Consider the following 25,622-nt stretch of genomic DNA (forward strand, 5'->3'; position numbering starts at 1 on the left):
GACTAAACAATCCCCAACGCCACCATCTTCTTATACAAAGTCGACCGCCCCAGCCCCAGCCGCGCCGCCGCGTCAATCACGTTGCCCCCGCATTGCGCCAAGGCAGATTCAATCAGCTGCCGGTCAAACCGCTCCCGCGCCTCACTGAACGTCTCATGCGCATCCGCCTCAATCACACTCGGCGCCACACGCTCCACCGGCGTAAACGTCCCGATTGCCGCGCGGATGTCCCCTGCATTCAGCACCAGGTCGTCACTGAGCAGCGCCGCGCGTTCCAGCACATTGCGCAGTTCGCGGATATTCCCCGGCCAGGCATGCTGCCCCAGCAAATCCAATGCTTCGGTGTTCAACTCATGCTGGCTGCGCAGTTCCTCAAGGATCGCTTCACTGAGCGCTGGCAAGTCATCAAGACGATCGCGCAGGGGCGGCACGTTGATCGGCAGCACGTTGAGGCGGTAATACAAATCGGCGCGAAATTCGCCGCGCTTGATCGCCGCTTCCAGATCGGTGGAGGTGGCTGCAATCACTCGCACATCACTCTGGACGACTTCATTGGAACCGACCGGCTCAAACTCCTTTTCCTGCAACACGCGCAGCAACTTGCTTTGCAGCGGCAGCGGCATGTCGCCGATTTCGTCGAGAAACAGCGTGCCGCCCTGGGCGATCTGCAACTTGCCGGCCCGGCCCTTGCGATCTGCGCCGGTGAAGGCGCCCGGCGCTGTGCCGAAAAATTCGGCTTCCAGCAACGACTCGGGAATCGCCGCGCTGTTGATGCTGACGAAGGCTTTGTGCGCACGTGGCGATGCACCGTGGATCGCCTGGGCCAGCAGCTCCTTGCCGGTGCCGGTTTCGCCGAGCAACAGCACCGGTGACTCGGCACTGGCACTGCGCCGGGCGCGGCGTTTGACTTCCAGGCTGGCGGCGCTGGTGCCGATGAAGTGGGCGAAGTTGTATTTGGTTTGCCGCGACCGCAGCAACGAGCGGGTGGAGGCCAGTTCCTCCTGCATGCTCAGGTAACGTTTGAGCATCGGTGACAGGCTGTGCAGTTCGTCGAACAGCGCAAAACCAATGGCGCCGATCACGGCGCCCGCGTCGTCGTGGATCGGCAAGCGCATGACCACCAACGGTTCTTTTGGCGTGTCCTGCATGTCCAGCAAGATCGGGCGGCCGGTGCGAACCACCTCACGTAACAAGCTGCCCGGTATCACGCTTTCGCAGGCTTTGCCGATGGCCCCTTCGGCGGACTCCAGACCGAAGCGTCGGGCATAGCGCTCGTTCATCCAGACGATGTTCGCATCGCGGTCGACAATCACCGTGCCTTCGCTGGACTGCTCGATGATTTCGAACAGCGAACGGATCGCCAGCAGGCGAACGCGCTGGTAGTCCTTGAGGCTTTCGGTGGTGTTCATGGGTTTCATGTCCAGAATGTGTGTTGTCTTGGCGGGCCTCTTCGCGGGCAAGCCTCGCTCCTACAGGGTTTGCGTCGAGCCACAAATTCAACGGTAACCACAAAACCTGTAGGAGCGAGGCTTGCCCGCGATGGCCGCGATTATGCCTACCGCGGATGCGCCGCCGCCAACAGCTCTTTGGTGTACGGATGCTGCGGCGAATCGAATACGTCGTGGCTGGCACCGCTTTCCACCACTTTGCCGTCCTTGATCACGATCAGGTCGTGGGCCAGGGCACGTACCACCGCCAGGTCGTGGCTGATGAACAGGTAGGTCAGGCCGTGTTTTTCCTGAAGCTGGCGGAGCAGGGCGACCACTTGTTTTTGCACGGTGCGATCCAGTGCCGAGGTCGGTTCGTCGAGCAGAATCAGCGCCGGCTTCAGCACCAGCGCCCGGGCAATCGCGATGCGCTGACGTTGTCCGCCGGAGAATTCGTGGGGATAGCGATCACGGCTTTGCGGGTCGAGGCCGACTTCTTCCAGCGCGCGAATCACTTCGGCCTTGCACTCTTGCGCCGTCAGCTGGCTATGCACTTCCAGCCCTTCACTGATGATCTGCGCCACGGACATGCGCGGGCTGAGGCTGCCGAAGGGGTCCTGAAACACCACCTGCATTTTCTTGCGCCAGGGCCGCAGCTGCTTTTGCGTCAGACCGTCAAGCGCTTCGCCCTGGAAGCGAATGCTGCCTTCGGAGTCGAGCAAGCGCAGGATCGCCTGGCCCAGCGTCGACTTGCCCGAGCCGGACTCGCCAACGATGCCCAGGGTTTTACCGCGCTGAATGTTGAGGCTGATGCCGTCCACCGCGTTCAGGTACGTCTTGCGCTGGAACAAGCCGCCACCGAGGGCAAACTGCACACGCAGGTTGTCCACTTCCAGCACGTTCTCGCGCTCGTCCCGGGGCAGGGCTCCGCCTTCCGGTTCGGCGTTCAGCAGCAAACAACTGTAGGGATGTTTCGGTTCGGTGAAGATCGTTTCGCACGTGGCCTCTTCGACGATTTCCCCGGCCTTCATCACGCACACGCGCTGAGCGATGCTGCGCACCAGATTAAGGTCATGACTGATCAGCAGCAGCGACATGCCGAGCCGCTGTTGCAAGGACTTGAGCAGAATCAGAATTTTGCGCTGTACCGTCACGTCCAGCGCCGTGGTGGGTTCGTCGGCAATCAGCAACTGTGGCTCGCAGGCCAGAGCCATGGCGATCATCACCCGTTGCCGCTGGCCGCCGGACAGTTGATGGGGGTAAGCCTTGAGCCGCTCCTTGGGCTTCTGGATTCCGACCAGATGCAGCAACTCCAGTATCCGCGCTTGCGCCGCTTTGCCCGTCAGGCCCTTGTGCACCAGCAGGGTTTCGCCGATCTGCTTTTCGATGCTGTGCAACGGATTGAGCGAGGTCATCGGTTCCTGAAAGATCATCGCGATCCGGTTGCCGCGCAACTCACGCAACACCTGGGGCGGGGCGCCGAGCAGTTCCTTGCCGCGATAGCGAATGCTGCCCGTGGTCTGGGTGCCGGTCTCGGGCAGCAGTTGCAGGATCGAGTGGGCCGTCACCGATTTGCCGGAGCCCGACTCGCCCACTAACGCTAGGCATTCGCCGGGGTGGATGTCCAGGCACAGGTTGCGCACCACCGTCTGGCCATTGAAGGCAACGCTGAGGTCACGGATTTCGATCAGGTTGGTACTCATATCAGCTGTCCCATTTTACGATCGAGGCTCAAGAGCGCGGCTCAAGAGCGCGGATCAAACGCATCACGCAACGCCTCGCCGATAAAAACCAATAAGGAAAGAATCAGCGCCAAAGTGAAAAATGCGGTCAGCCCCAGCCACGGCGCTTGCAGGTTCTGCTTGCCCTGGCCGATCAACTCGCCCAGCGATGCGCTGCCCGCCGGCATGCCGAAACCGAGGAAATCCAGCGCTGTAAGGGTGGAAATCGCCCCGGTGAGAATGAACGGCAGGTAGCTCAAGGTCGCGTTCATGGCGTTGGGCAGGATATGCCGGACAATCACTTTACGATCCGAGAGGCCCAGCGCTCGGGCGGCTTTGACGTATTCCAGGTTGCGCCCGCGCAGGAACTCGGCGCGCACTACGTCGACCAGCGCCAGCCAGGAAAACAGCGCCATGATCCCCAGCAGCCACCAGAAATTCGGCTCGACGAACCCCGACAGAATGATCAGCAAGTAGAGTACCGGCAGCCCGGACCAGACCTCCAGCAAGCGTTGACCCAACAGGTCGACCCAGCCGCCGTAATAGCCTTGCAGGGCGCCGGCGGCGATGCCGATCAGCGCACTGACAAAGGTCAGCATCAACGCAAACAGGATCGACACCCGTGCACCGAAAATCACCCGGGCCATGACGTCCCGGGACTGGTCGTCGGTGCCTAGCCAATTGACACTCGAGGGCGGGCTCGGTGCCGGTTTATTGAGTTCATAGTTGGGCGTGTCATCGCTGAACGGAATCGGTGGGAACAGCATCCAGCCGCCGTCCTTGTGAATCAGCTTCTGCACATAGTCGCTGCGATAATCAGCCTGAAACGGCAGTTGCCCGCCAAACTCCTGCTCGGTGTGGCGCTTGAATACCGGGAAGTACCACTGGCCCTGATAACTGACCATCAGCGGTTTGTCGTTGGCGATCAACTCGCCGCCTAACGTCAGCAAAAACAGACCGATGAACAGCCACAGCGACCACCAGCCCCGGCGGTTTTTCTTGAAGCGTTCAAAGCGGCGACGGCCTAATGGCGAGAGCTTGAACATCAGGCGTTCCTCGCGGCGAAGTCGATACGCGGGTCGACCAGGGTGTAGCAGAGGTCGCCGATCAGTTTTATCAAAAGCCCGAACAGCGTGAAGATAAACAGCGAGCCGAACACCACCGGATAGTCACGCGACACGGCGGCCTCATAGCTCATGCGCCCCAGGCCATCGAGGGAGAAAATTACCTCGATCAGCAGCGAACCGGCGAAGAACACGCTGATGAACGCCTGGGGAATCCCCGACACCACCAGCAACATCGCATTGCGGAACACATGGCCGTACAGCACGCGTCGTTCGCTCAAGCCTTTGGCCCGTGCGGTGACCACGTACTGGCGCGTGATTTCATTGAGGAACGAATTTTTGGTGAGGATCGTCAGGGTGGCGAAACCGCCGATCACCAGCGCCGTCACCGGCAACACCAGGTGCCAGAAGTAGTCGGCGATCTTGCCCACGGTCGACAGCGATTCGAAGTTGTCCGAAACCAGCCCGCGCACCGGGAACCAGTTCAGCGAGGTGCCACCGGCGAAGACCACGATCAGGAACATCGCGAACAGGAACGCCGGCATCGCGTAACCGATGATGATTGCCGTGCTGCTCCAGATGTCGAAATGGCTGCCATGATGCACGGCCTTGCGGATACCGAGCGGGATCGACACCAGGTACGTGATCAGCGTCGCCCAGAGCCCGAGGGAAATGGTCACCGGCATTTTTTCCAGGATCAGGTCAGTGACGGTCGCGCCGCGGAAGAAACTCTTGCCGAAGTCCAGGCGCGCGTAGCTGGTGAGCATCAGCCACAGCCGTTCGGGTGCCGGTTTGTCAAAGCCGTACTGCTTTTCGATGTCCTTGATCAATTGCGGGTCGAGGCCGCGACTGGCCCGGGACGTGCCGGACAGGGTTTCGCCAGAGCCGCCGCCGACACTCGCGCCGCCGATGCCTTGCAAGTGCGCGATGGCCTGTTCCACCGGACCGCCGGGCGCGGCCTGGACGATGATGAAGTTGACCAGAAGAATGATCACCAGCGTCGGGATGATCAGCAGCAGGCGCCGCAGTATATAAGCCCACATCAATGCGGCCCTCCGGGTGTGCCTCGGCGGATTTTTTCGGCTGTCATCTGCTGGTTGGTCAGTGGCGTGGTGCTCACTTCCCACCAGCTTTCGATGGCTTCGTCATTGCTGGCCTGCTCGTTGGGCATGCCGAACCGGTTCCACCACACCGTTGAAGTGCCCGGCGGGTAATAGTTGGGAATCCAGTAGTAGTTCCATTGCAGCACCCGGTCGAGTGCGTGGGCGTAACGCAGCATTTGCGGCTGGGTGTCGGCGCGGACCAGCCCGTTGATCAGGGTGTCGACCGCCGGGTTCTTCAGCACCATGTAGTTGTTGGCGCCGGGATCGTGAGCTGAGGTCGAACCAAAGTAGTTGAACAGCTCGCCACCGGGTGAAGTAGTGACCGGGTAGCCGGTGACGATCATGTCGTAATCGCGGCTCATCAGGCGATTCACGTACTGGGACGAGTCGATGCGGCGAATATTCAGGTCGATGCCGATCTGTTTCAAGGTTCGCTTGTAAGGCAGCAGCAACCGGTCCATGCCGTTCTGGCTGACCAGGAAGGTGAAACTCAGCGGCGTGCCTTCGGCATTGACCAAATGGTCGCCATCGGGTTTCCAGCCGGCCTGCTCGAGCAAGCCCAGCGCTTGCAGTTGTTTGTCGCGAATCACGCCGCTGCCATCGGTTTTCGGCGCTTCGAAGACGTGGGTGAAGACCTCGTCGGGAATTTGCCCGCGCAGCGGTTCGAGAATCGCCAGTTCGCCGGCATCCGGCAGGTGGCGAGCGGCGAGGTCGCTGTTGGAAAAGAAGCTCTGCTGGCGGATGTAGAGGTTGCGCATCATCTGCCGATTGCTCCACTCGAAATCCCAGAGCATGGCCAGGGCCTGGCGCACTCGGCGGTCCTGGAACATCGGGTTTTGCAGGTTGAAGACAAAACCCTGGGCCGATTGCGGGGCTTCTGTGGCCAGATGCGCTTTTTGCAGGCGGCCGTCGCTCAGGGCTGGGCTTTCGTAGCCGATGGAGTAACCGGTCGCGGAGAATTCGCGGTTGTAGTCGTAGGCGCCGCCACGCAGGACCTGGCGTGCGACGTCGGTATCGCCGAAGTACTCAATGCTGAAATGATCGAAGTTGTAGAGGCCGCGGCTGACCGGCAAATCCTTGCCCCACCAGGTGGCGTTGCGCTCGAAGGTGATGCTGCGACCGGAATCGACTTTGCCCACCTTGTAAGGGCCGCTGCCCAATGGCGCCTCATAACCACCGCCATTGGCGAAGTCGCGGGTCTTCCACCAGTGTTCGGGAAATACCGGCAACGTGGCGATGTCGAGGGGCAGGGTGCGGTTTTCGTTGCTTTTGAAGTCGAACCGGACCGTTAGCGGTGCTTCGACTTCGACGCCTTTGACGTCGGCGAACTGGGTGCGATAGCGCAGGCTGCCCTGGGTCATCAACAGGTCGAAGGTGTAGCGCACGTCCTGGGCGGTAATCGGTGTGCCGTCGGCGAAACGCGCCTTCGGGTTCAAGTAGAAGCGCAGCGACATACCGTCGTCGGAGCGCTCCATTTTCTGTGCCACCAGGCCGTACACGGTAAAGGGTTCGTCCAGCGAACGCTGGGCCAGGGGCGAGTAGAGCAAGCCGTCGATCTGCGTGACGCCAATGCCTTTGTCGATGTACGGCAATATATGGTCGAAATGCCCGATTTCGATGGCCGAGCGACGCATCGTGCCGCCCTTGGGGGCTCGCGGGTTGGCGTAGGCGAAATGACTGAAGCCGGCTTGGTACTTCGCCGGTTCGCCGTACACGGTCAACGCATGTTGCGGTGCTGCATTCACACCGGCAGCACCCAATAGCAGGGCCACGGCAGTGAACAACAAAGTGGGGAAAGCCAGTCGCATTGTCAGCCTTAGAGCCGGGTGGTCGATAACCGCAATTTGTACGCTAGCGGCGCGTCCCTCGCCAGCCGTATTACATATCCGAAACACAACGGCCCACCAAAAGGCGGGCCGCTGTGCAGAATATCAGAGCGTTGATCAGTCCTGACGGCTGGTCACTTCCAGCAGGTGATAACCAAATTGGGTCTTGACCGGGCCTTGCACCACGTTGATCGGTGCGCTGAAGACGACGGCGTCGAACTCCTTGACCATCTGGCCTGGACCGAACGAACCCAGGTCACCGCCCTGACGGCTGGACGGGCAAGTGGAGTTGGCTTTGGCAACTTCGGCGAAATCAGCGCCGCCTTCGATCTGCGCTTTGAGTTCGTTGCACTTGGCTTCCGAGGCAACCAGGATGTGACGGGCAGTGGCTTTAGCCATGAAAAAATTCTCCTTTCAATGTTCAGTAAAGTGCGGAGCCTACCGGATTCAGTGGCCTATTTCTCGTCAAAGTTCCGGACGAATTATAGGCCGGCATTTCTCAGGCGCTCGGCGTGCTGCACATACAAGGCAATCGGATCGATGCCCTTGCGCAGCGGGCCGGCGGTTTGACTGAGGCTGTCCAGATGATCCAGCGGATAGTCGGAACGGATAACTTTGCCTAAATGGGAGCTGTAGCGGCCAACCATGCCGTCATTCTGTTCCGCCTCGGTGGTGAAGTAGCGGGAGAAGGCCTGGAGGAAACCGTGCAGCGGACTGACCGCCTCCAGCCCTTTATCGAGAAGGTCACCCTGCAATGTCCCGCTCCAGGAGTAATAACGCACGCCGTTAACCAGTTCACGGCCCTTGCCACCCCAGGTTTTCGGCAGTCCTTGCGGGTATTTGTCGTTGAAAGCACCCACGCCTTCAGTGGTCAACGCATTCAGCGCGGCGATGGCATTTTGCGGCAATGTCTGGTGGCCGCTGAGCAGCGACAGGAAATCAGCAAACAGCGTCGCAACCGTTGCCGCGACGTGTTCCGGTAGTCGTCCTGGCGTGAGGGCCTTGCGCAGGAAGTCGGCCAGTTCCGAGCCGTGGTTCGGGCCGCTGACCGAGGTCACCGACGCGACGATCTCCGGCGCGATGGCGGCTGCGTAACGTGCCGCGAGGGCACCCTGACTGTGACCGATCAGGTTGACCTGTTGGGCGCCGGTTCCTTCCAGCACCCGTTCGATCTGTGCCAACAGTTGGTCGCCACGCACTTCGTTGCTTTGGGTAGCCGAGAGGTGGGGGATAAACACTCTTGCGCCGGCACTTCTGAGGGCCTGCTTGACGTCATGGAAGAGTTCGACTTTGCCAATGCGATCAAAGCCGAAGAGCCCGTGGATCAGCAGGATTGGATACTGGGTGGTTGCATTCCGTAGCATGTTCATTCCTTTTTCGCGGTGGTTCAGAGATGTGAATATGGGCTCACTCTAAAGCACACCAGCTGCTCGGCGATGTATGAGGACTCCGCTGTAAGCTGATGAAAAAGGTATAGAAAACGTAGGAAAGTTCGAAAGAGCGTGAGGTCCGGTTCGGAATATTTGGACATCTTTTTGTCGTTCGCGGGGCACATCAATGCAACGGCCTACTGTACTTACGCCGTTTACCTGTCAACTGATTCGCTTTTCAGACGCCCAGCCCTCATTCGAGGGCTGGAAGGTTGGCAGTGGTTATGCCGGTTGTTGAACGCCGATCTGTGCCCGAAGCCGGTCCGCTGCCTGGCGCAACAGTTGTTCGGTTGCGGCCCAGCCAAGGCAGCCATCTGTTACCGATACGCCGTAGCGCAGCGATGGACTCAATGGCTGGCAGCCTTCGAACAAATGGCTCTCGATCATCATGCCGATTAGTGATCTATCACCTTGCAGGCGTTGCTCAAGCACATCGTTGAACACGGCGGGCTGGCGGGCCGGGTCTTTGCCGCTGTTGGCGTGGCTGCAGTCGACCATGATCCGTGCCGGGATCTTGAGTCGGGTCAAGTCGTTGTTCACCTGAGCGACGCTGTCGCGATCATAGTTCGGTCCGCGATGACCGCCGCGCAATACCAGATGGGTGTCAAGATTGCCTGGGGTTTGAATGACCGCTGGATGTCCCTGGCCGTCGACGCCGAAATGGCGATGCGGGTGGGCGGCCGAGCGCATGGCGTCGCTGGCAACGGCCACGCCGCCATCGGTGCCGTTCTTGAAGCCGACCGGCATGCCTAGGCCGCTGGCCATTTCCCGATGGATTTGCGACTCGGTGGTGCGGGCGCCGATGGCAACCCAGCTCAGCAGGTCGTCGAAGTAGCCGGCCGCCATCGGTTGCAACAGCTCGGTGGCAATCGGCAAACCGAGGCGCAGCATTTCGCGCATCAGTTCACGCGACAGCGTCAAACCGCCGGCCATGTCATCGCTGCCGTCAAGCCGCGGGTCGTAGGCCAGGCCTTTCCAGCCGACCGTTGTGCGGGGTTTTTCGACGTAGGCGCGCATTACCAACAGCATCTCGTCGCTGACTTCGGCGGCGAGGCGAGCGAGGTTGGTCGCGTATTCGAGGGCGGACTGTGGATCGTGAATCGAGCAAGGGCCGACGATGACCAGCAGACGGGAATCTTCACCGTTGAGGATCGCGCGGACCGCGTCACGGTGGGCGGCGACTTGTCGGGTCAGGGCGTTGTTGAGGGGCAGTTGCTGCTTGAGTTGCAACGAGCTGGGCAGACGCAGGGTCAGCGCTTCATTGGCGGGACTCAAGGTGGACAGCGGCAGAGCAGAGACGGACGAGTTCATATTCAGGCTTCCTGGGCTGGCGGCGGGTTCGTTCCCGCGCGCTCGGCCCTACTGGGGTGTTCGACAATTGGCCGGATTGGCTGCGTGTGTGTGCTTGCCACCTGTGGGTGACCGATCGGAGGCGGCAGGCTGTCCCGAGCGGAGGCTGCTAAATCGCCAGGCGGTAAAACTGTCGTAACGGTAATAAGTGGCGTAGTTCATTTCGTGAATCCTCTGGTTGTCTGGTGTGTCGCTAAAAAATCCGGGGCTGAAAAAACAAAACCCCCGGTCGGGAAGCCGACCGGGGGTTGAGAATTCTCTGGTGGCGACCCGTTTAAAGTGGGCGCCGTGTGGGTATCAGGCGCGCCAGTGGCTAAACCAATACCCAAAATAAAAGCTGACCGGAGCACAAACGTCAGCCGCCCGGGCAGCCGCAACCGAGCGCGAGGCGCTGGCGGTACGAAGCTGTGAGAGGGCGTTGAACATGGTCTGTCTCCGATGGATGAGCCGAGCTTACTAGAGGCCGGTGCGCGGTTTCAATCAGAAAATGCTATCGAGCCCCGGCGGCGTTTTCTATCGCTTGAGCGCATCAGGGTTTATGACACACTTCGTGTTCCGCCCAACCTGTCACCTCACAAGGACGAAACATGACGACACTGACCATCGCCGCTGCACAGTCGATCTCCATCGCGGGTGATCTCGCCGCCAATATGGCCTGGCATCGGCGTTTCATGCTGGTTGCCGCGGAGCAGGGCGTCCAGTTGCTCATTTTTCCCGAATTGTCGCTGACCGGGTACGAGCGAGGGCTGGCGGCTGAGCTGGCAATTGACCCGAATGCCGAGGTGCTGAAACCGCTGCGGGATTTCGCGCGGGAAGTGGGTGTGACAAGTGTGGTCGGAATGCCGATTCGTCTGTCGGATGATTCGCCGGTTCTGATCGGTGCGTTGGTCCTGCGCGCCGATGGTTCGCTCGGGGTGTACAGCAAACAGCATTTGCATCCGGGCGAGGAGGTGGCGTTTGCGCCGGGAACGGGTGGTTCGACGTTGAAGATCGGTACCGACACAGTCGCGTTGGCGGTGTGCGCGGATTTTTGTCACGCCAGTCACGCGGCAGCGGCGGCGGAACAAGGCGCTGACCTTTATGCCGCAGGCGTACTCATCACCGAAAACGGTTACGCGCCGGATACCGAAATCTTGCAAGGTTATGCCGGTACCCATTCGATGACCGTTTTAATGGCAAACCATGGCGGTGCGACCGGTGGCTGGGTGTCGGCAGGGCGCAGTGCGATCTGGGCGTCGGACGGTTCGCTGATTGCAGCGGCACCCGGCACGGGAAGTCTGTTGGTCGTTGCGCGCCGAGACGCTGACCGTTGGAGGGGGCACGTAGTGACGGTCGTGGAGGCTTGATGGGGTTCGAATTGCGTCCGGCAACCTCCCAGGATCTGGATTTCGCGCGCGACCTGACCTGCCGAACCATGCTCGGCTATTACATTCGGCATGATCTGTTATGGCAGGACGAAGCCTTTGATGTTGCCTGGGCGGGGCGTGAGAACTGGTTGATCTTTCGTGACGATGTCTTGCAGGGCTATGTGAGCCTGAGTCGTGATGCAAAAGCCCTTTATATCCGCGAGTTGCACGTGCTGGAAGCGTTTCAGGGGCGGGGTGCCGGTTCCTGGGCGATCGATCAGGTATTCGCCATGGCATGCAAGGAACGGCGTCCGGCCTTACGCCTGACAGTTTTTGAAACGAATCCGGCCAAAGCGCTGTACGAGAGAAAAGGGCTGAGGGTAGTCGGCCAAGACGAGTGTTTCCTGAGAATGCAGCGCGATGTCGATGAGCTCCATCGCTGAAACACGCTGGCGCCAAGCCTTTCAAGATGTATTGAAACTTTTTATATAGTGCTTGCCGCTAGGTCTGCCAGTCGCTTTTTGCTAAGGTGTCCGGCAACCCAATAAGACCATATCGCGAGGTGTCTGCTTGATTAGGGTGCTAGTAGTCGATGACCATGATCTCGTTCGTACAGGCATTACACGAATGCTGGCTGACATCGATGGCCTGCAAGTAGTCGGCCAGGCTGAGTCGGGGGAGGAATCCCTGCTTAAAGCGCGTGAGTTGAAACCCGATGTGGTGCTGATGGATGTCAAGATGCCCGGGATCGGCGGTCTTGAAGCCACGCGCAAGTTATTGCGCAGTCATCCGGATATCAAAGTCGTCGCGGTCACCGTGTGTGAGGAAGATCCGTTTCCTACGCGGCTGCTGCAGGCCGGTGCCGCGGGTTATCTGACCAAGGGCGCCGGGTTGCCAGAAATGGTCCAGGCCATTCGCCTGGTGTTTGCCGGGCAACGCTACATCAGCCCGCAGATTGCACAGCAACTGGCAATCAAGTCTTTTCAGCCGACCAACGATTCGCCCTTCGACGCTCTGTCGGAACGCGAGATCCAGATCGCATTAATGATTGTCGGCTGTCAGAAAGTCCAGATCATTTCCGACAAGCTCTGCCTGTCGCCAAAAACGGTCAACACTTACCGTTACCGCATTTTCGAGAAGCTCTCGATCAGCAGTGATGTCGAGTTGACGCTGTTGGCGGTGCGTCACGGCATGGTCGATGCCAGCCTCTGAAATGACCGAAGTCTTCGATCCAGGCGCTTTTTTGTCGACCGTCAGTGGGCGCCCCGGCGTCTACCGCATGTTCGACAGCGATGCTCGCCTGCTGTATGTCGGTAAGGCCAAGAATCTAAAAAATCGCCTGTCGAGCTACTTCCGTAAATCCGGTCTCGCGCCCAAGACAGCTGCGTTGGTCGCCCGCATCGCCCAGGTCGAGACCACCATCACGGCCAACGAAACGGAAGCCTTGCTGCTTGAACAGACGCTGATCAAGGAGTGGCGTCCGCCGTATAACATCCTGCTGCGCGACGACAAATCCTACCCTTACGTCTTTCTCTCGGATGGCCAGTTCCCTCGCCTGAGCATCCATCGTGGTGCGAAAAAGGCCAAGGGCAAGTATTTCGGTCCGTATCCCAGCGCGGGCGCCATTCGTGAAAGCCTGAGTCTGCTGCAAAAAACGTTTTTTGTTCGCCAGTGCGAAGACAGCTATTACAAGAACCGAACGCGCCCTTGTCTGCAATACCAGATCAAGCGCTGCAAGGCCCCGTGCGTCGGGCTGGTGGAGCCTGAGGTGTATGCCGAGGACGTTCGTCATTCGGTCATGTTCCTTGAAGGCCGCAGCAATGCGCTGGCGGACGAGTTGTCCGCGGGCATGGAAGAAGCGGCGATCAACCTCGAGTTCGAGCGCGCCGCCGAGTTGCGTGACCAGATTTCACTGCTGCGTCGGGTTCAGGATCAGCAAAGCATGGAAGGGGGCACCGGTGATATCGATGTGATCGCTGCGTTCGTCAATCCGGGCGGCGCCTGCGTTCACTTGATCAGCGTGCGCGGTGGGCGGGTGCTGGGCAGCAAGAACTTCTTCCCTCAGGTCGGCATCGACGAAGACGTTTCCGAGGTCATGGCTGCCTTTCTCGGCCACTACTTCATTACCAGTCCTGAGCGCGACCTGCCGAGCGAACTGATCGTCAACGTGGTTCACGAAGACTTTCCGACCCTGATTGCGGCCATCGAAGAGCTGCGCGGTCGCGAGTTGACGATCAGCCACCGGGTGCGCGGTACGCGAGCGCGCTGGCAACAATTGGCGGTCACTAATGCCGAGCAGGCGTTGGGCGCGAGGCTGGCCAACCGTCAACACGTCGCCGCGCGTTTCGATGCACTGGCAGAAGTGTTGAACCTGGACGAGCCGCCACAGCGACTTGAGTGCTACGACATCAGCCACTCAAGCGGCGAAGCCACCGTTGCGTCGTGCGTGGTGTTCGGTCCGGAAGGCCCGATCAAGTCCGACTATCGTCGTTATAACATCGAAGGCGTCACCCCGGGCGACGACTATGCGGCCATGCATCAGGCCCTGACGCGGCGCTTCAGCAAACTGAAAGATGGTGAGGGCAAGCTGCCGGACATCCTGTTGGTGGACGGTGGCAAGGGTCAGCTGTCGATGGCCCGCGACGTGCTCAATGAGCTGGCGGTGCCTGATCTGATTCTGCTGGGCGTGGCCAAGGGCGCGACGCGCAAGGCCGGCTTTGAAACCCTGTACCTCAACGACGCGGCCCACGAATTTACCTTGCGCGGTGATTCCCCCGCGCTGCATCTGATTCAACAGATACGCGATGAAGCCCACCGTTTCGCCATTACCGGGCACCGTGCGCGCCGTGGCAAAACCCGGCGCACATCGACGCTTGAGGGTGTTGCAGGCGTCGGGCCGACACGCCGTCGCGATTTGTTGAAACATTTTGGTGGATTGCAGGAGCTATCTCGTGCCAGCATCGAAGAGATCGCCAAAGCACCCGGGATCAGTAAAAAGCTCGCAGAGTTGATTTATGCAAATCTGCACAGCGAGTAGAATGCCACCTCACCTCGTAGCCAGTTGTGCCGATGAATATCCCTAATCTGATTACCGTTCTACGCGTCCTGCTCATCCCAATCTTCATTTTACTGTTCTACCTGCCTTACCAATGGAGCTACCTGGCCTCCGCCTCGGTCTTCGCATTTGCCGCCGCCACAGACTGGCTGGACGGTTATCTGGCCCGTCGTCTGGAACAAAGTACACCGTTCGGGGCTTTCCTTGATCCCGTAGCGGACAAACTGATGGTGGCCGTTGCGCTGGTGCTGCTGGTGCAAGAGCACGGCAACCTCTGGCTCACGCTGCCCGCTGCGGTCATCATCGGTCGCGAGATAGTCGTCTCGGCACTGCGTGAATGGATGGCCGAGCTGGGTGCACGCGCTCACGTCGCCGTGTCGAACCTGGGCAAATGGAAAACCGCCGCGCAAATGCTGGCGCTGGTGATCCTGCTGGCCAATCCCTCGGACTTCACCTTCTGGGTCTTGATCGGTTATGCCTTGCTGTTGGTGTCTGCCGGCCTGACATTGTGGTCCATGGTCCAATACCTGCGGGTTGCCTGGCCGCATCTGAAGACCGACGTGGAAAAGAAATAAAACTTTTTTGAATCAAAGGGTTGACGGGGCTTCTGGATTCTATAGAATGCGCCACACCAAGACGCGGGAATAGCTCAGTTGGTAGAGCACGACCTTGCCAAGGTCGGGGTCGCGAGTTCGAGTCTCGTTTCCCGCTCCAAGTTTGTACGCATTTGATGTCGCGCTACATGACAGCAAATGTTTGAGGCCGAGTAGCAAAATGGTTATGCAGTGGATTGCAAATCCACCTACGCCGGTTCGATTCCGACCTCGGCCTCCACTATAAACAAGCTCCGTAGATCTATGATTTACGGAGCTTTTTTATTTGCGCAGCCTTGCAAGATTTTGTCTTGAAAAGGGTATCTGCGAACTTGCTTCACCGGGACGGGATGTATATATTTCGTCCTCTGTTGCACAAGCCAGACAACTTCACCGCGCTACCGCCCGAATGGCGAAACTGGTAGACGCATGGGACTTAAAATCCCCCGCTCGTAAGGGCGTGCCGGTTCGATTCCGGCTTCGGGCACCATATCTATCAAAGGCCTGCATGAGGACACTCACGCAGGCCTTTGTCGTTTCTGCTTCGCAATTTTTGACAGAAGAACCTCGCCGACCTCAAACCTGGTTCTGCCAGACTCCCGTAGCAGCGGTGCGCCGAACGTAATCGCTAAAGTCGCGCGCGGGTCGGCCAAGTGCGCGCTGAACGCCATCGGCCAGTGGAGTGTTGCGACCGTCGAGTACCGTCGTGAAGAGGTACAGCACCAGGTTGATCAACCCGGCTGGAAGTTGTGCCTGTTCCAGGGCCTGACGATAGGCATCCGGCGGTACGGCGATGAAACTGATCTCGCGCCCGGTCCCTTGAGCGATCTCATCGACCGCTTGGGCAAAAGTCAGTGCCCGTGGCCCGGTCAACTCATAGAGTTGGCGTGAGTGCCCCGGTTGGGTCAGCGCCTTGACAGCAATTTCGGCAATGTCCTCCACATCGACGAAGGGTTCCGCGATATTGCCGACGGGGAGGGCCAGTTCTCCTTCAAGAATGGGCTCCAGAAAATGCGCCTCGCTGAAGTTCTGGAAGAACCAACTGGCCCGAAGGATCGTCCAGTCGACCCCGCTGTTCTTTATGACGCTTTCGGCTTGCTCCGCTTCAACCTCCCCGCGCCCGGACAGCAGAACCAGTTTGCCAACGCCGCTTTTGACGGCCTGGTCGGTAAACGCCTGGACTGTCTCGAGGGCGCCAGGGACGGCGAGGTCCGGTTGATAAGAAATGTAAACAGCGTGAACGCCATCAAGTGCTGCATCCCAGGTCGTCCGGTCTTCCCAGTCGAAGGGTGGATTCGCCTCGCGAGAACCGAGGCGCACGGCCAATCCCCCTGCTTTGAGATGCTGGGTAATCCTGCGCCCTGTTTTGCCGGTCGCACCGAGAACCAGGAAGGTTTCTTGAGTGGTTTTCATCGCGTTCAACTCCATCGGGTTAATGTGAGTGATGCTCACGTTAAAAAGATGATAATCGCTCATGTTTTGCCGTCAACCAACGTTAGAGAGGAATCCGACATACGGATGCAACCACTTGGGGGCGTTCGTGGGTGGTGCTAAGGTGAGTGCTTGTCATGTTATTGATCAGGAATCACGCCAGTGCGAAAGAAGGCCGCCTCCGGGCTCGAGCAATCTGTTGCAGAGCCGACCCGCCGCAATCCCACGCAACAACGCAGTCGCGAGCGGCAGGAGCGAATCCTGGCGGTGGCGACTCAACTGATCGCGACCAAGGGCAGCGACCAGGTAAAAATGAGCGAAATAGCCGAACGCTCCGAGATCTCGATCGGGTCGCTTTATCAGTACTTCCCTGACAAAAGCTCGGTCATTCGCACGCTAGCCGAGCGCTATAACGCCGCAAGCCGTCGTTGTATCGAAGAGGCGCTGTTGACGGTGCAGGATGCGCAAGGGTTGGCGGATGCCTATTCGGACCTGCTGGATCAGTATTACGAGATCGTTCAGGCCGAACCTGCGATGCGTGATATCTGGTCAGGCATGCAGGCAGACAAGCAACTGCTGGCGTTGGAGTTGGAGGAGAGTCGTGTGGCGGGCGGCTTGCTGGCCGATGCGATGCTGCGGGTGTTTCCAGGCAGCGATGCGCGGCGGGTTGCTGATTCTGCCTTTCTGATCTGGCAGCTGGGTGAGGCGACCATGCGCCTGGCCATTTCGTGTGCGCCTGAAGAGGGGCGGCGGTTGTTTGAAGCGTTCAAGCGTATGTCGCTCGCTGAAATCATGGAGCCCGCGAGCATGAATACGCCCGAGTCATCGACAGGACTGGGTCGAGCAAAGTCGACCCAGCTATCGAGTCAGCCCTCTAAACAAAAGGCTGGCCGGTAAAACCACGGGGTAACCGTTGCAACCCGGCCATGGCGGTAAGCCGTTCTACCCAGGCTGCTCGCCAGTCATTGGCGGTGTGAGTGACTTTGGCCTTGCGTGCAGCACGGCGTGCTGCGTTGCGTTCGGCTTTGCGCGCGTCCTTGAACGCGTCCGTGTTTCGGCAGCTTCTGCACTTTACGCGGGTCAATTCGCTGGTTGATGTGAGATTACTGCCTTTGTGACCGCAGGCCAGATGCCCGCTGACTTTGAAGTGAGTGACCATGGAGCGTCTCCTTCGCGACGTGTGATCGTTTGACCTCCAGCTAACGACGACGTTCGTTGGCTGTCCGACGGGCAAAAAAAAGGTCTGCATGCGGGCAGACCAGGGGATTACTTCAAAGGAGTAGCTCACTGTAAGGCGTGTGTTGTGAACGTTACGTGAAAAGAGGGTCGCAAAAAAAAGCCCAGCGCCAGGCCGGGTGGGGTGTGAAGCGCAGAATTATCAGACAGGCACGGGTACGGCGACGATGAAGTCACCGTTCATGCGTCCTGAATCAGGCCCTGTTCGCGAATCGCGGGTCCAGATCGAATCATCTGAACCGAGGAAGAGGCGGTTCGACCGGTTTTAACGAAGACAGGGTGTTTCGAATCAGTGGCGCGTCTTTTTCAATGTCGTTCAGGCGGTCACGAATTCTGAGGGCTGTCGGATGCCCTCCTTGATGATCTACCCAGTCGGCAATCTCCTTGCAGGCTGCGGCAAGTCGAGCCTGACGGGAGTCGAGCAGGGTAAGCAGGGTGGTGATGGACTCTTTTTCGGACATGGCAAACACCTCCGTTCAAGAAACCTGACAAATAGCAGCAAAAAGCCCGCTGGGTGCGAGCTTTCTGCCGATGGGGTCGCTGGTCCGTCAGCTGTTTTCAGTATAGACCCGGACTTCAGGCTTGTCGGGCCGTCACTTGTGACCTGGCATTGAGCAGCTGGCATTCACGTTGGGCTTCTTCTTCAAGATCGAAGCCATCACCGATGAAACCAAGAGTGCGGGTATCGGCAATTCGAAACCAGACTTCCGCGTCGGGTGGCGGGTGGCCGGTTTCTCCGGCTCGACGGCCATGAATGATGATCTTGTTGCATCGCGTCACAACGAAAATGTCTTCCATGGCGTCACCGCAGCTGATTCATGTCCACATCAACTATAGAAGTTCTTTGTGATCGTGCAAAAAATGGCCAGTCAGTTCGTCGGTTCGGCCGCCGCGATCATCTTCTCCAGAAACATGGCCAGTCCGACTTCCTCCGCCCTGAGGCCTTTTCGCAGCCTCGGCCGAGGCAGTTCGGCCAATGCGCCAAGCATAAAACCTTCGAGCACAGCCGGGTGGATGTAGCACTTGCGGCACACCGCCGGGGTGTTGCCGAGTTGCCTGGCAACGTTCTTGACCATCTCCACCACATGCCGTTTCGCGTCCGACTCAGGCTCCCACTGCAACTCGCGCAACACCGACAACGCCAGAGCGCTACCTGCCCAAGTGCGGTAATCCTTGGCCGTGAAGTCGGCGCCGGTGAGAGTTTGCAGGTAGGCATTGACGTCTGAGGAGCTGACGGTGTGTCGCTCGCCATTTTCGTCCAGGTATTGGAAGAGGTCTTGCCCGGGAATCTCCAGGCAGCGCTTGATGATGCGCGCCAGGCGTCGGTCTTTCACGGTGATCTGGTGCTCGACACCACTCTTGCCGCGAAACTGGAACAGGATCGCGCTGCCGTTGACCTCGACGTGACGGCTGCGCAGGGTGGTCAGGCCATAGGAGCGATTTTCCCGGGCGTACTGCGTGTTGCCGACCCGGATCAGCGTCGCATCGAGCAAAGTAATCACGGTGGCCATGACTTTATCTCGGCTGAAACCCGGAGCGTCCAGCAGTGCTTCAAGCTGTTTGCGCAGTTTCGGCAGCGCCAGGCCAAAGTCCCGCAGGCGCGAGTATTTGTCGGCATCGCGCACTTCGCGCCAACGCGCGTGATAACGGTATTGCTTGCGACCGCGAGCGTCACGTCCGGTGGCTTGCAAATGGCCACGTGGGTCGGCGCAGATCCACACATTGGTATAGGCCGGCGGCACGGCAAGGGCGTTGAGGCGTTTGATTTCGTCAGGATCGGTAATGCGCTGGCCTGCTGGATCGAAGTAGCAGAATTTGCCACGCAAGAGTTTGCGGGTGATTCCAGGCTGCGTGTCATCGACATAGTGCAGGTCGGGTGGCAGCACATCGGGCAGCGTGGTATCGGACATGGCAAGAAATCCTTGGCGACGAAGTCAGGGGGCCTGTACAGCCATTGACCACGCTCGGTCGCCGTGGTGCCGACGAATTTACGCCAGCACGGCCACCGCTTTGATCTGCGCCCAGAGTTGCTGGCCGGGGTGCACGCCCAGTTGGTCCCGGGAGTAGCGGGTGATGCGTGCCAGCAGCGGCGTGCCGGCAGCATTTAGTCGGATCAGCACGTGGGCGGCGTTATCGGCGCCGATTTCACTGATCACCGTGACCGGCAAGCGATTGAGGATGCTGCTGTGCTCGTCGCCTTGCAGACTCAGGCTGACATCCCGTGCCTGGACCTTGCAACGCAGTGCCTGGCCTTGGGTCATCGGAGCGTGCGTCACCCGAATGCTCAGGTCGGTATTGGGCAGTTGCAGCGTCAGCAACTGATAGTGCGGGTCATAGGCGCTGACATGGCCTTCAATCACCACGCCCGCATCGTCGCCCAGCGCCAGGGGCAAATCGAGACGCGCCAGGGTTTCGCCGATAGGTCCGCTGGCCAGCGCCTTGCCGTCGCTGAGCAGGACGAGGTGGTCGGCCAGTCGGGCGACCTCATCCTGTGAGTGGCTGACGTACAGCACCGGGATATCGAGCTCATCGTGCAGGCGTTGCAGGTAAGGCAGGATTTCGTTTTTGCGCTGGCTATCCAGCGCCGCCAACGGCTCGTCCATCAGCAACAGTTTCGGGCTGGTGAGCAGCGCACGAGCGATGCCGATTCGTTGCCGTTCGCCGCCGGAAAGGTGCTGCGGATGGCGGTCCAACAGATGACCAATGCCCAGCAATTCAGTGGCATGCGCCATGTCGACCCGGCGTTGCCGCTTGGGGATGCGCTTGAGCCCGAACTCCAGATTGGCCAGCACCGAGAGGTGAGGAAACAGGCTGGCCTCCTGAAAAACATACCCCAGCGCACGTTTATGCGGCGGTACGAAAATCTTCTTGTCACTGTCCTGCCAGACTTCATCGTTGACCTGAATAAAGCCCTGTTCGGCCTGCTCCAGACCGGCAATACAGCGCAGGCACGTGGTCTTGCCTGAACCGGAATGACCGTAAAGTGCCGTCACCCCGCGGCCGGGCAATTGCAGATCCACCTCAAGGGCGAATCCCGAATAACGCAGTTTCAGGCGCGTATGAATCATCGATCAGCTCCAGCCCATTTTGGTTTTACGGCTGGAATAGAGCGCCAGCAACACGGCAAAGGAGAACACCAGCATCGCCCCGGCCAGCCAATGGGCCTGGGCATATTCCATGGCTTCCACGTGATCGTAGATCTGCACCGAGACCACGCGGGTCTTGTCTGGAATGTTGCCGCCGATCATCAGCACCACACCGAACTCGCCGACGGTGTGGGCGAAACCGAGAATGGCCGCGGTGATGAAGCCGGGCCTGGCCAGCGGCAGAATCACGCTGAAAAAGGTATCCCAGGGATTGGCGCGCAAGGTGGCGGCCACTTCCAGTGGGCGAGTGCCAATGGCGGAAAAGGCGTTTTGCAACGGCTGGACAACAAACGGCATCGAGTACAGCACCGAACCGATCACCAAACCCGCAAAACTGAAGGTGAGCGTGCCGAGCCCCAGTGACTGGGTGAATTGGCCGACAAAGCCGTTAGGGCCGAGCGCCAACAACAAATAAAAGCCAATCACCGTGGGCGGCAGGACCAGAGGCAGGGCGACGATCGCCCCGACCGGGCCGCGCAACCACGAGCGGGTACGCGACAGCCATAACGCAATCGGAGTGCCGATGATCAACAGGATAACCGTCGTCAGGGACGCCAGTTTCAGGGTCAGCCAGATGGCGGAAAAATCGGCACTCGTCAGCGTCATTTAGAGTTGATAACCGTAGGACTTGATAACGGCGGCGGCTTTCGGCCCCTTGAGGTAGTCAACCAGCGCCTTGGCGGCCGGGTTGTCCTTGCCCTTGTTGAGGATCACCGCGTCTTGTTTGATCGGGTCGTGCATGTCGGCCGGAACGATCCAGGCCGAACCGCCGGTGACTTTGCCGTCTTTGTAGATCTGCGACAAGGCCACGAAGCCCAGTTCAGCATTGCCGGTGGAAACGAACTGATAGGCCTGGGTGATGTTCTGGCCTTCAACGATCTTGCCCTTGACCTTGTCAGTCAGGCCCAGTTTGGCCAGCACCTGAGTGGCTGCCAGGCCATAGGGCGCAGATTTCGGGTTGGCGAGGGAGAGGTGCTTGTATTCGTTCTTTTTCAGCACTTCGCCCTTGGCATCGACGTAACCCTCCTTGGCTGACCACAGTGCGAGCGTGCCGATGGCGTAGGTGAAGCGCGAACCCTTGACGGTGTCGCCTTCAGCTTCGAGTTTTTGCGGGGTGGTGTCGTCGGCCGAGAGGAACACTTCGAACGGCGCGCCATTCTTGATCTGGGTGTAGAACTGGCCGGTTGCACCGAAGGAGGTGACCAGTTTGTGTCCGGTGTCTTTTTCGAAATCGGCGGCGATGGCCTGGATCGGCGCGGTGAAGTTGGCGGCGACGGCCACCTGGACTTCGTCCGCCTGGGCGGAACCGAAAGCGAAGACGGCGAGCAGGCTTGCGAGGCAGGTCGGGGCAAAACGTGAGGCACGCAGGGTCATGAAACGGCTCCGTGACAGGCAAATGCAATGAGGGGATGAAACGCTATATATCGGAATATATAGCGAAATGCCTGTAAACGGAATGTGTCGGTACTGAGATTGCTCGCCACAAGGCTGCTGCTACAACAGCGTGCCTTACCGATGAAGCAACTTGGCCAAACCTTCCTCCGCCAAACGCCGAGTCAGCTCCGCCGTGCTCATTTCAATGCCCAGCGTGAATGCCTGCCCAGCCCAGAGATTGCTGAAATCCGCTTCACCCTTCGCCCGCAACGGCATCAATGCACCACCGGCCAAAGGGAATGCCGGGGCTTTATCGCTCATTGGCCCGAGTTCGCGCATCACCCGATTGAGGATTCCTCGTGCCGGGCGGCCGGTGAAAAGATTGGTCATCGCCGTCTCGCTTTCCTTGGCCGTGCGCAACGCCTTGTGGTGAGACGCGCTGACCTTGGCTTCCGGCGTGAACAGGTAAGCCGTCCCCACCTGCACCGCCGAAGCGCCCAGCAGAAAAGCTGCCGCCACCCCCCGCGCATCACTGATCCCGCCCGCTGCAATCACTGGCACTTTCACTGCATCGACGACCTGAGGCACGAGGGCGAATGTGCCCACCTGGCTACTCAAGTCATCGCTGAGGAACATCCCACGATGTCCGCCTGCCTCGTATCCCATGGCGATGATCGCGTCGCAGCCATGTTGTTCCAGCCAGATGGCTTCTTCGACCGTGGTCGCCGATGAGAGAATTTTCGCCCCGGTGGCTTTTACACGATCAAGCAGCGATTTTTCCGGCAGGCCGAAGTGAAAACTCACGACTTCGGGGCGGAATTCTTCGAGCACTTCGCAAGCGGCGTTATCAAAAGGCGCGCGATTGGATACCGGTGTGGGCGCTTCGAAATCGACGCCCAGTTCTCGATAGTACGGTTCCAGCAAATGCTTCCAGTCCCGAGCCCGCGGCTCATCGGCGGCCGGCGTCTGGTGGCAAAAATAGTTAATGTTGAACGGTCGCTGGCTATGTTGGCGGATCGCTTTCACCTCTTCGCGCAACTGCTCGATGCTCAGCAGTGCTGCGGGCATCGAACCCAGGCCGCCGGCGTTACTCGCGGCGATGACCATGGCCGAGCCGGTAGCGCCGGCCATGGGAGCCTGGATGATCGGCAGTTCAATGCCGAGCAGGTCAAGAATGCGGGTGTCTGGCCATTGGCTCATTTCAATGATTCTCCGACGGGTAGAACCGGTTTTTTACCAGCAATGGCTGACGCAGGGCCAGTCGACTTTTGTATCCGGGACGTTTTCCGGTAATCCGTGGAGAACCAAAAAAAAATGATAGCCGCACGTCATGGAAACGCTCGGCGCTTCGTTCGTTTGGCTAAAGTCTTGTACGGCGAGATGTTTCTTTGTGGTATTTCAATGCTCCCACCACCGGATTGATTCCATTGAGAGGCAATGATGTTCAAAGGTATTTTGATCGACAAAGACGACAGCGGTTACCGGGCCACGCTGCAAGATATCAATGACGATCAACTGCCCGAAGGCGATGTGACGGTGCGCGTGGCGTACAGCACACTGAACTTCAAGGATGGCCTGGCGATCACCGGCAGCAGCCCGGTGGTCAGGAAATTCCCGATGGTGCCGGGGATCGATCTGGCCGGTACGGTCGAAGTCAGTGATCATCCGGACTATAAGGTCGGTGACCAGGTCCTGCTCAATGGTTGGGGCGTCGGCGAAGGGCACTGGGGCGGATTGGCGCAAAAAGCACGCCTGAAGGGCGACTGGCTGATTGCGCTACCCAAGGAATTCACCGCGGCTCAAGCCATGGCAATCGGCACGGCCGGTTACACGGCGATGCTGTGCATCCTGGCGCTGGAACATAACGGTGTAACGCCTGAGCAGGGCGAAGTGCTGGTCACCGGTGCCAACGGTGGCGTGGGCAGTTTCGCCATCGCGCTGCTGAGCAAGCTTGGCTATAAAGTCGTAGCGTCCACGGGCCGCACCTCCGAACACGATTACCTCAAGCAACTGGGTGCCAGCGAGATCATTGATCGCGCGACGCTGTCCGAGCCGGGCAAACCGCTGGCCAAGGAGCGCTGGGCGGCGGTGATTGACTCAGTCGGCAGCCACACGCTGGCCAACGCCTGTGCCAGCACCAAGGCCAACGGCACAGTCGCCGCCTGCGGTCTGGCACAAGGCATGGACTTTCCGGCCTCCGTCGCGCCGTTCATTTTGCGTGGCGTGACACTGGCCGGGATCAACAGCGTGACCCAGCCCAAAGCCAAGCGGGTGGAAGCCTGGAATCGGCTGGCCAAGGACCTGGACTTTGCGTTGCTGCCACTGATCAGCCATGAAATCGGCTTGAGCGAAGCCATCGACGCCGCGCCGCGCTTGCTCGCCGGGCAATTGCGCGGGCGGGTGGTGGTCGATGTGAATCGCTGATTACAGGGTCTCGCGTTCAAGCAACTGACGCTTGCGCTCGACACCCCAGCGATAGCCTGAGAGGTTGCCGTCGCTGCGCACCACGCGGTGGCACGGGATCGCCACTGCAATACTGTTCGCGCCGCAGGCCTGTGCCACGGCGCGCACGGATTTGGGGGCGCCGATACGTTGAGCGATATCGGCGTAGCTGGCGGTGCCGCCCGCAGGAATCTCCCGCAACGCCTGCCAGACCCGCTCTTGAAAAGCGGTGCCGCGCACGTCCAGCGGCAAGTCCAGACCAATCGCCGGGGTTTCGATAAAACCGACCACCTTGGCAATCAAGTGCTCGAACGCGTGATCGGCGCCAATCAGATTCGCACGCCGAAACTTGTCCTGCAGGTCGCAGACCAGTTGATGCGGATCATCCCCCAACAGAATCGCGCAAACGCCGCGTTCACTTTGCGCCACCAGGATCGCCCCCAGGGAACACTGGCCAACGGCAAAACGGATGTCGTTGTTCTGGCCCGCCGCGCGGTAATCACCCGGTTTCATGCCTAGCAGTTGGTCTGCCGACTCGTAGAAGCGACTGTTGGAGTTGAAACCGGCGTCATACAGGGCATCGGTCACCGAGCCGCCATCGGCCAGGCGCTCGCGAACCTTGCGCGAGCGATGGGCTGTGGCGTACCCCTTGGGTGTCAGCCCGGTCACTGCTTTGAATACGCGATGGAAGTGGAAGCTGCTCAGGCCTGCTGCCTGCGCCAGTTCATTTAGCGCAGGCGGATTTTCGGCGGATTCGATGTGGCGGCAGGCGGCAGCTACGGTTGCCGCGTGTTGTGCGGCGACGTCGCTTTGATCTTTTGTGGCCCGTTTGCTCGGACGATAACCCGCCGCCCGGGCTTGTTCCGCCGTGTCGAAAAATTCGACATTCTGCGGTTTCGGCAAGCGCGCCAGGCTGCTGGGGCGGCAATAGATTCCGGTGGTTTTCACGGCATAGACAAACTGCCCGTCGGCAGCGGGATCCCGTGCAACGACGGCGGCCCAGCGAGGATCGTCCTCGGCGGCAATGTTTGTCGAATGAGTTGTCATGGCTTCATGTCCGTTGACCCGTTTTTTTCAG

Annotated in this window: 25 protein-coding genes and 3 tRNA genes; 10 read left to right on the plus strand and 18 right to left on the minus strand. The window is 59.5% G+C overall.

Annotated elements, in window-relative coordinates; translation table 11 throughout:
- Nucleotides 1-2 precede the first annotated feature (2 nt).
- From ACA051_RS14255 to ACA051_RS14290, 8 genes are all read right to left on the minus strand, one after another.
- Nucleotides 3-1,409, minus strand: a complete 1,407-nt coding sequence (locus ACA051_RS14255; RefSeq protein ID WP_497375350.1) for a sigma-54 interaction domain-containing protein — start codon at nucleotides 1,407-1,409, stop codon at nucleotides 3-5.
- Between the two features lie 146 nt (nucleotides 1,410-1,555).
- Nucleotides 1,556-3,130, minus strand: a complete 1,575-nt coding sequence (locus ACA051_RS14260) for an ABC transporter ATP-binding protein (protein WP_497310376.1) — start codon at nucleotides 3,128-3,130, stop codon at nucleotides 1,556-1,558.
- A gap of 41 nt (nucleotides 3,131-3,171) precedes the next feature.
- A complete protein-coding gene (locus ACA051_RS14265; RefSeq protein WP_497375352.1) occupies nucleotides 3,172-4,194 on the minus strand; it encodes an ABC transporter permease in 1,023 nt (340 codons plus the stop codon).
- On the minus strand, nucleotides 4,194-5,255 hold the full coding sequence (locus tag ACA051_RS14270) for a microcin C ABC transporter permease YejB (protein WP_497310378.1): 1,062 nt from the start codon (nucleotides 5,253-5,255) through the stop codon (nucleotides 4,194-4,196). Before ACA051_RS14270 ends, ACA051_RS14265 begins: the two co-directional genes overlap by 1 nt.
- Nucleotides 5,255-7,123, minus strand: a complete 1,869-nt coding sequence (locus ACA051_RS14275; RefSeq protein ID WP_497310379.1) for an extracellular solute-binding protein — start codon at nucleotides 7,121-7,123, stop codon at nucleotides 5,255-5,257. The genes ACA051_RS14270 and ACA051_RS14275 overlap by 1 nt, the downstream gene beginning before the upstream one ends.
- Before the next feature lie 135 nt (nucleotides 7,124-7,258).
- On the minus strand, nucleotides 7,259-7,540 hold the full coding sequence (locus ACA051_RS14280) for a peptidylprolyl isomerase (protein ID WP_046048458.1): 282 nt from the start codon (nucleotides 7,538-7,540) through the stop codon (nucleotides 7,259-7,261).
- A gap of 83 nt (nucleotides 7,541-7,623) precedes the next feature.
- A complete protein-coding gene (locus ACA051_RS14285; protein ID WP_497310380.1) occupies nucleotides 7,624-8,505 on the minus strand; it encodes an esterase/lipase family protein in 882 nt (293 codons plus the stop codon).
- Between the two features lie 288 nt (nucleotides 8,506-8,793).
- Entirely contained in the window at nucleotides 8,794-9,882 is a 1,089-nt protein-coding gene (locus tag ACA051_RS14290) for a 3-deoxy-7-phosphoheptulonate synthase (protein ID WP_497375354.1), read from the minus strand.
- 626 nt (nucleotides 9,883-10,508) lie between these two features.
- Between ACA051_RS14290 and ACA051_RS14295 the strand changes: the two genes are divergently transcribed.
- The 8 genes from ACA051_RS14295 (at nucleotide 10,509) to ACA051_RS14330 (ending at nucleotide 15,405) form a co-directional block, all read left to right on the plus strand.
- Nucleotides 10,509-11,267, plus strand: coding sequence for a carbon-nitrogen hydrolase family protein (locus ACA051_RS14295; protein ID WP_497310382.1), 759 nt, complete (start codon nucleotides 10,509-10,511; stop codon nucleotides 11,265-11,267).
- The gene (locus tag ACA051_RS14300) at nucleotides 11,267-11,710 is read left to right on the plus strand and encodes a GNAT family N-acetyltransferase (protein WP_497310383.1); all 444 of its coding nucleotides are present in this window, start codon (nucleotides 11,267-11,269) and stop codon (nucleotides 11,708-11,710) included. Before ACA051_RS14295 ends, ACA051_RS14300 begins: the two co-directional genes overlap by 1 nt.
- 127 nt (nucleotides 11,711-11,837) lie before the next feature.
- Entirely contained in the window at nucleotides 11,838-12,479 is a 642-nt protein-coding gene (gene gacA, locus ACA051_RS14305) for a response regulator transcription factor GacA (protein WP_008015884.1), read from the plus strand.
- A 1-nt stretch (nucleotide 12,480) separates the two neighbouring features.
- The gene (uvrC, locus tag ACA051_RS14310; protein ID WP_497375555.1) at nucleotides 12,481-14,304 is read left to right on the plus strand and encodes an excinuclease ABC subunit UvrC; all 1,824 of its coding nucleotides are present in this window, start codon (nucleotides 12,481-12,483) and stop codon (nucleotides 14,302-14,304) included.
- Between the two features lie 32 nt (nucleotides 14,305-14,336).
- A complete protein-coding gene (pgsA, locus tag ACA051_RS14315; protein WP_497375356.1) occupies nucleotides 14,337-14,897 on the plus strand; it encodes a CDP-diacylglycerol--glycerol-3-phosphate 3-phosphatidyltransferase in 561 nt (186 codons plus the stop codon).
- A 63-nt stretch (nucleotides 14,898-14,960) separates the two neighbouring features.
- Nucleotides 14,961-15,036 (plus strand) — tRNA-Gly (locus ACA051_RS14320).
- A gap of 46 nt (nucleotides 15,037-15,082) precedes the next feature.
- Nucleotides 15,083-15,156 (plus strand) — tRNA-Cys (locus ACA051_RS14325).
- A 162-nt stretch (nucleotides 15,157-15,318) separates the two neighbouring features.
- Nucleotides 15,319-15,405 (plus strand) — tRNA-Leu (locus ACA051_RS14330).
- Nucleotides 15,406-15,491: 86 nt separating this feature from the next.
- Here the strand turns inward: ACA051_RS14330 and ACA051_RS14335 are convergent.
- Nucleotides 15,492-16,328 carry an NAD(P)H-binding protein gene (locus ACA051_RS14335; RefSeq protein ID WP_497310595.1) on the minus strand — a complete coding sequence of 279 codons (837 nt, stop codon included), beginning with the start codon at nucleotides 16,326-16,328 and terminating at the stop codon, nucleotides 15,492-15,494.
- 180 nt (nucleotides 16,329-16,508) lie between these two features.
- Here ACA051_RS14335 and ACA051_RS14340 point away from each other — a divergent pair, with 180 nt between their 5' ends.
- Entirely contained in the window at nucleotides 16,509-17,243 is a 735-nt protein-coding gene (locus tag ACA051_RS14340; protein ID WP_497375358.1) for a TetR/AcrR family transcriptional regulator, read from the plus strand.
- Here ACA051_RS14340 and ACA051_RS14345 read toward each other — a convergent pair.
- The 8 genes from ACA051_RS14345 to ACA051_RS14380 all read right to left on the minus strand — a co-directional run bounded on the left by ACA051_RS14345 (nucleotide 17,221) and on the right by ACA051_RS14380 (nucleotide 23,302).
- Nucleotides 17,221-17,505, minus strand: coding sequence for a hypothetical protein (locus tag ACA051_RS14345; protein WP_497310385.1), 285 nt, complete (start codon nucleotides 17,503-17,505; stop codon nucleotides 17,221-17,223). The genes ACA051_RS14340 and ACA051_RS14345 overlap by 23 nt on opposite strands.
- Nucleotides 17,506-17,812: 307 nt before the next feature.
- Entirely contained in the window at nucleotides 17,813-18,043 is a 231-nt protein-coding gene (locus ACA051_RS14350) for a hypothetical protein (protein ID WP_150629883.1), read from the minus strand.
- A gap of 115 nt (nucleotides 18,044-18,158) precedes the next feature.
- Nucleotides 18,159-18,380 (minus strand): hypothetical protein, encoded by a 222-nt coding sequence (locus tag ACA051_RS14355; protein WP_497375360.1) that lies wholly within the window; start codon nucleotides 18,378-18,380, stop codon nucleotides 18,159-18,161.
- A gap of 71 nt (nucleotides 18,381-18,451) precedes the next feature.
- A complete protein-coding gene (locus tag ACA051_RS14360) occupies nucleotides 18,452-19,492 on the minus strand; it encodes a DNA topoisomerase IB (RefSeq protein WP_497310387.1) in 1,041 nt (346 codons plus the stop codon).
- A gap of 78 nt (nucleotides 19,493-19,570) precedes the next feature.
- On the minus strand, nucleotides 19,571-20,650 hold the full coding sequence (gene modC, locus ACA051_RS14365; RefSeq protein WP_497375362.1) for a molybdenum ABC transporter ATP-binding protein: 1,080 nt from the start codon (nucleotides 20,648-20,650) through the stop codon (nucleotides 19,571-19,573).
- Nucleotides 20,651-20,653: 3 nt separating this feature from the next.
- Nucleotides 20,654-21,334 (minus strand): molybdate ABC transporter permease subunit, encoded by a 681-nt coding sequence (gene modB / locus ACA051_RS14370; RefSeq protein WP_497310389.1) that lies wholly within the window; start codon nucleotides 21,332-21,334, stop codon nucleotides 20,654-20,656.
- The gene (gene modA / locus ACA051_RS14375) at nucleotides 21,335-22,102 is read right to left on the minus strand and encodes a molybdate ABC transporter substrate-binding protein (RefSeq protein ID WP_497310390.1); all 768 of its coding nucleotides are present in this window, start codon (nucleotides 22,100-22,102) and stop codon (nucleotides 21,335-21,337) included.
- A 135-nt stretch (nucleotides 22,103-22,237) separates the two neighbouring features.
- Nucleotides 22,238-23,302, minus strand: coding sequence for an NAD(P)H-dependent flavin oxidoreductase (locus ACA051_RS14380; RefSeq protein ID WP_497375364.1), 1,065 nt, complete (start codon nucleotides 23,300-23,302; stop codon nucleotides 22,238-22,240).
- 240 nt (nucleotides 23,303-23,542) lie between these two features.
- Here ACA051_RS14380 and acuI point away from each other — a divergent pair, with 240 nt between their 5' ends.
- Nucleotides 23,543-24,526, plus strand: coding sequence for an acrylyl-CoA reductase (NADPH) (gene acuI, locus ACA051_RS14385; protein ID WP_497375557.1), 984 nt, complete (start codon nucleotides 23,543-23,545; stop codon nucleotides 24,524-24,526).
- Here acuI and ada read toward each other — a convergent pair whose 3' ends face one another.
- The gene (gene ada / locus ACA051_RS14390; protein ID WP_497375366.1) at nucleotides 24,527-25,591 is read right to left on the minus strand and encodes a bifunctional DNA-binding transcriptional regulator/O6-methylguanine-DNA methyltransferase Ada; all 1,065 of its coding nucleotides are present in this window, start codon (nucleotides 25,589-25,591) and stop codon (nucleotides 24,527-24,529) included. It lies immediately after the preceding gene.
- Between the last annotated feature and the right edge of the window lie 31 nt (nucleotides 25,592-25,622).

The sequence above is a fragment of the Pseudomonas sp. LBUM1669 genome (assembly GCF_059695705.1).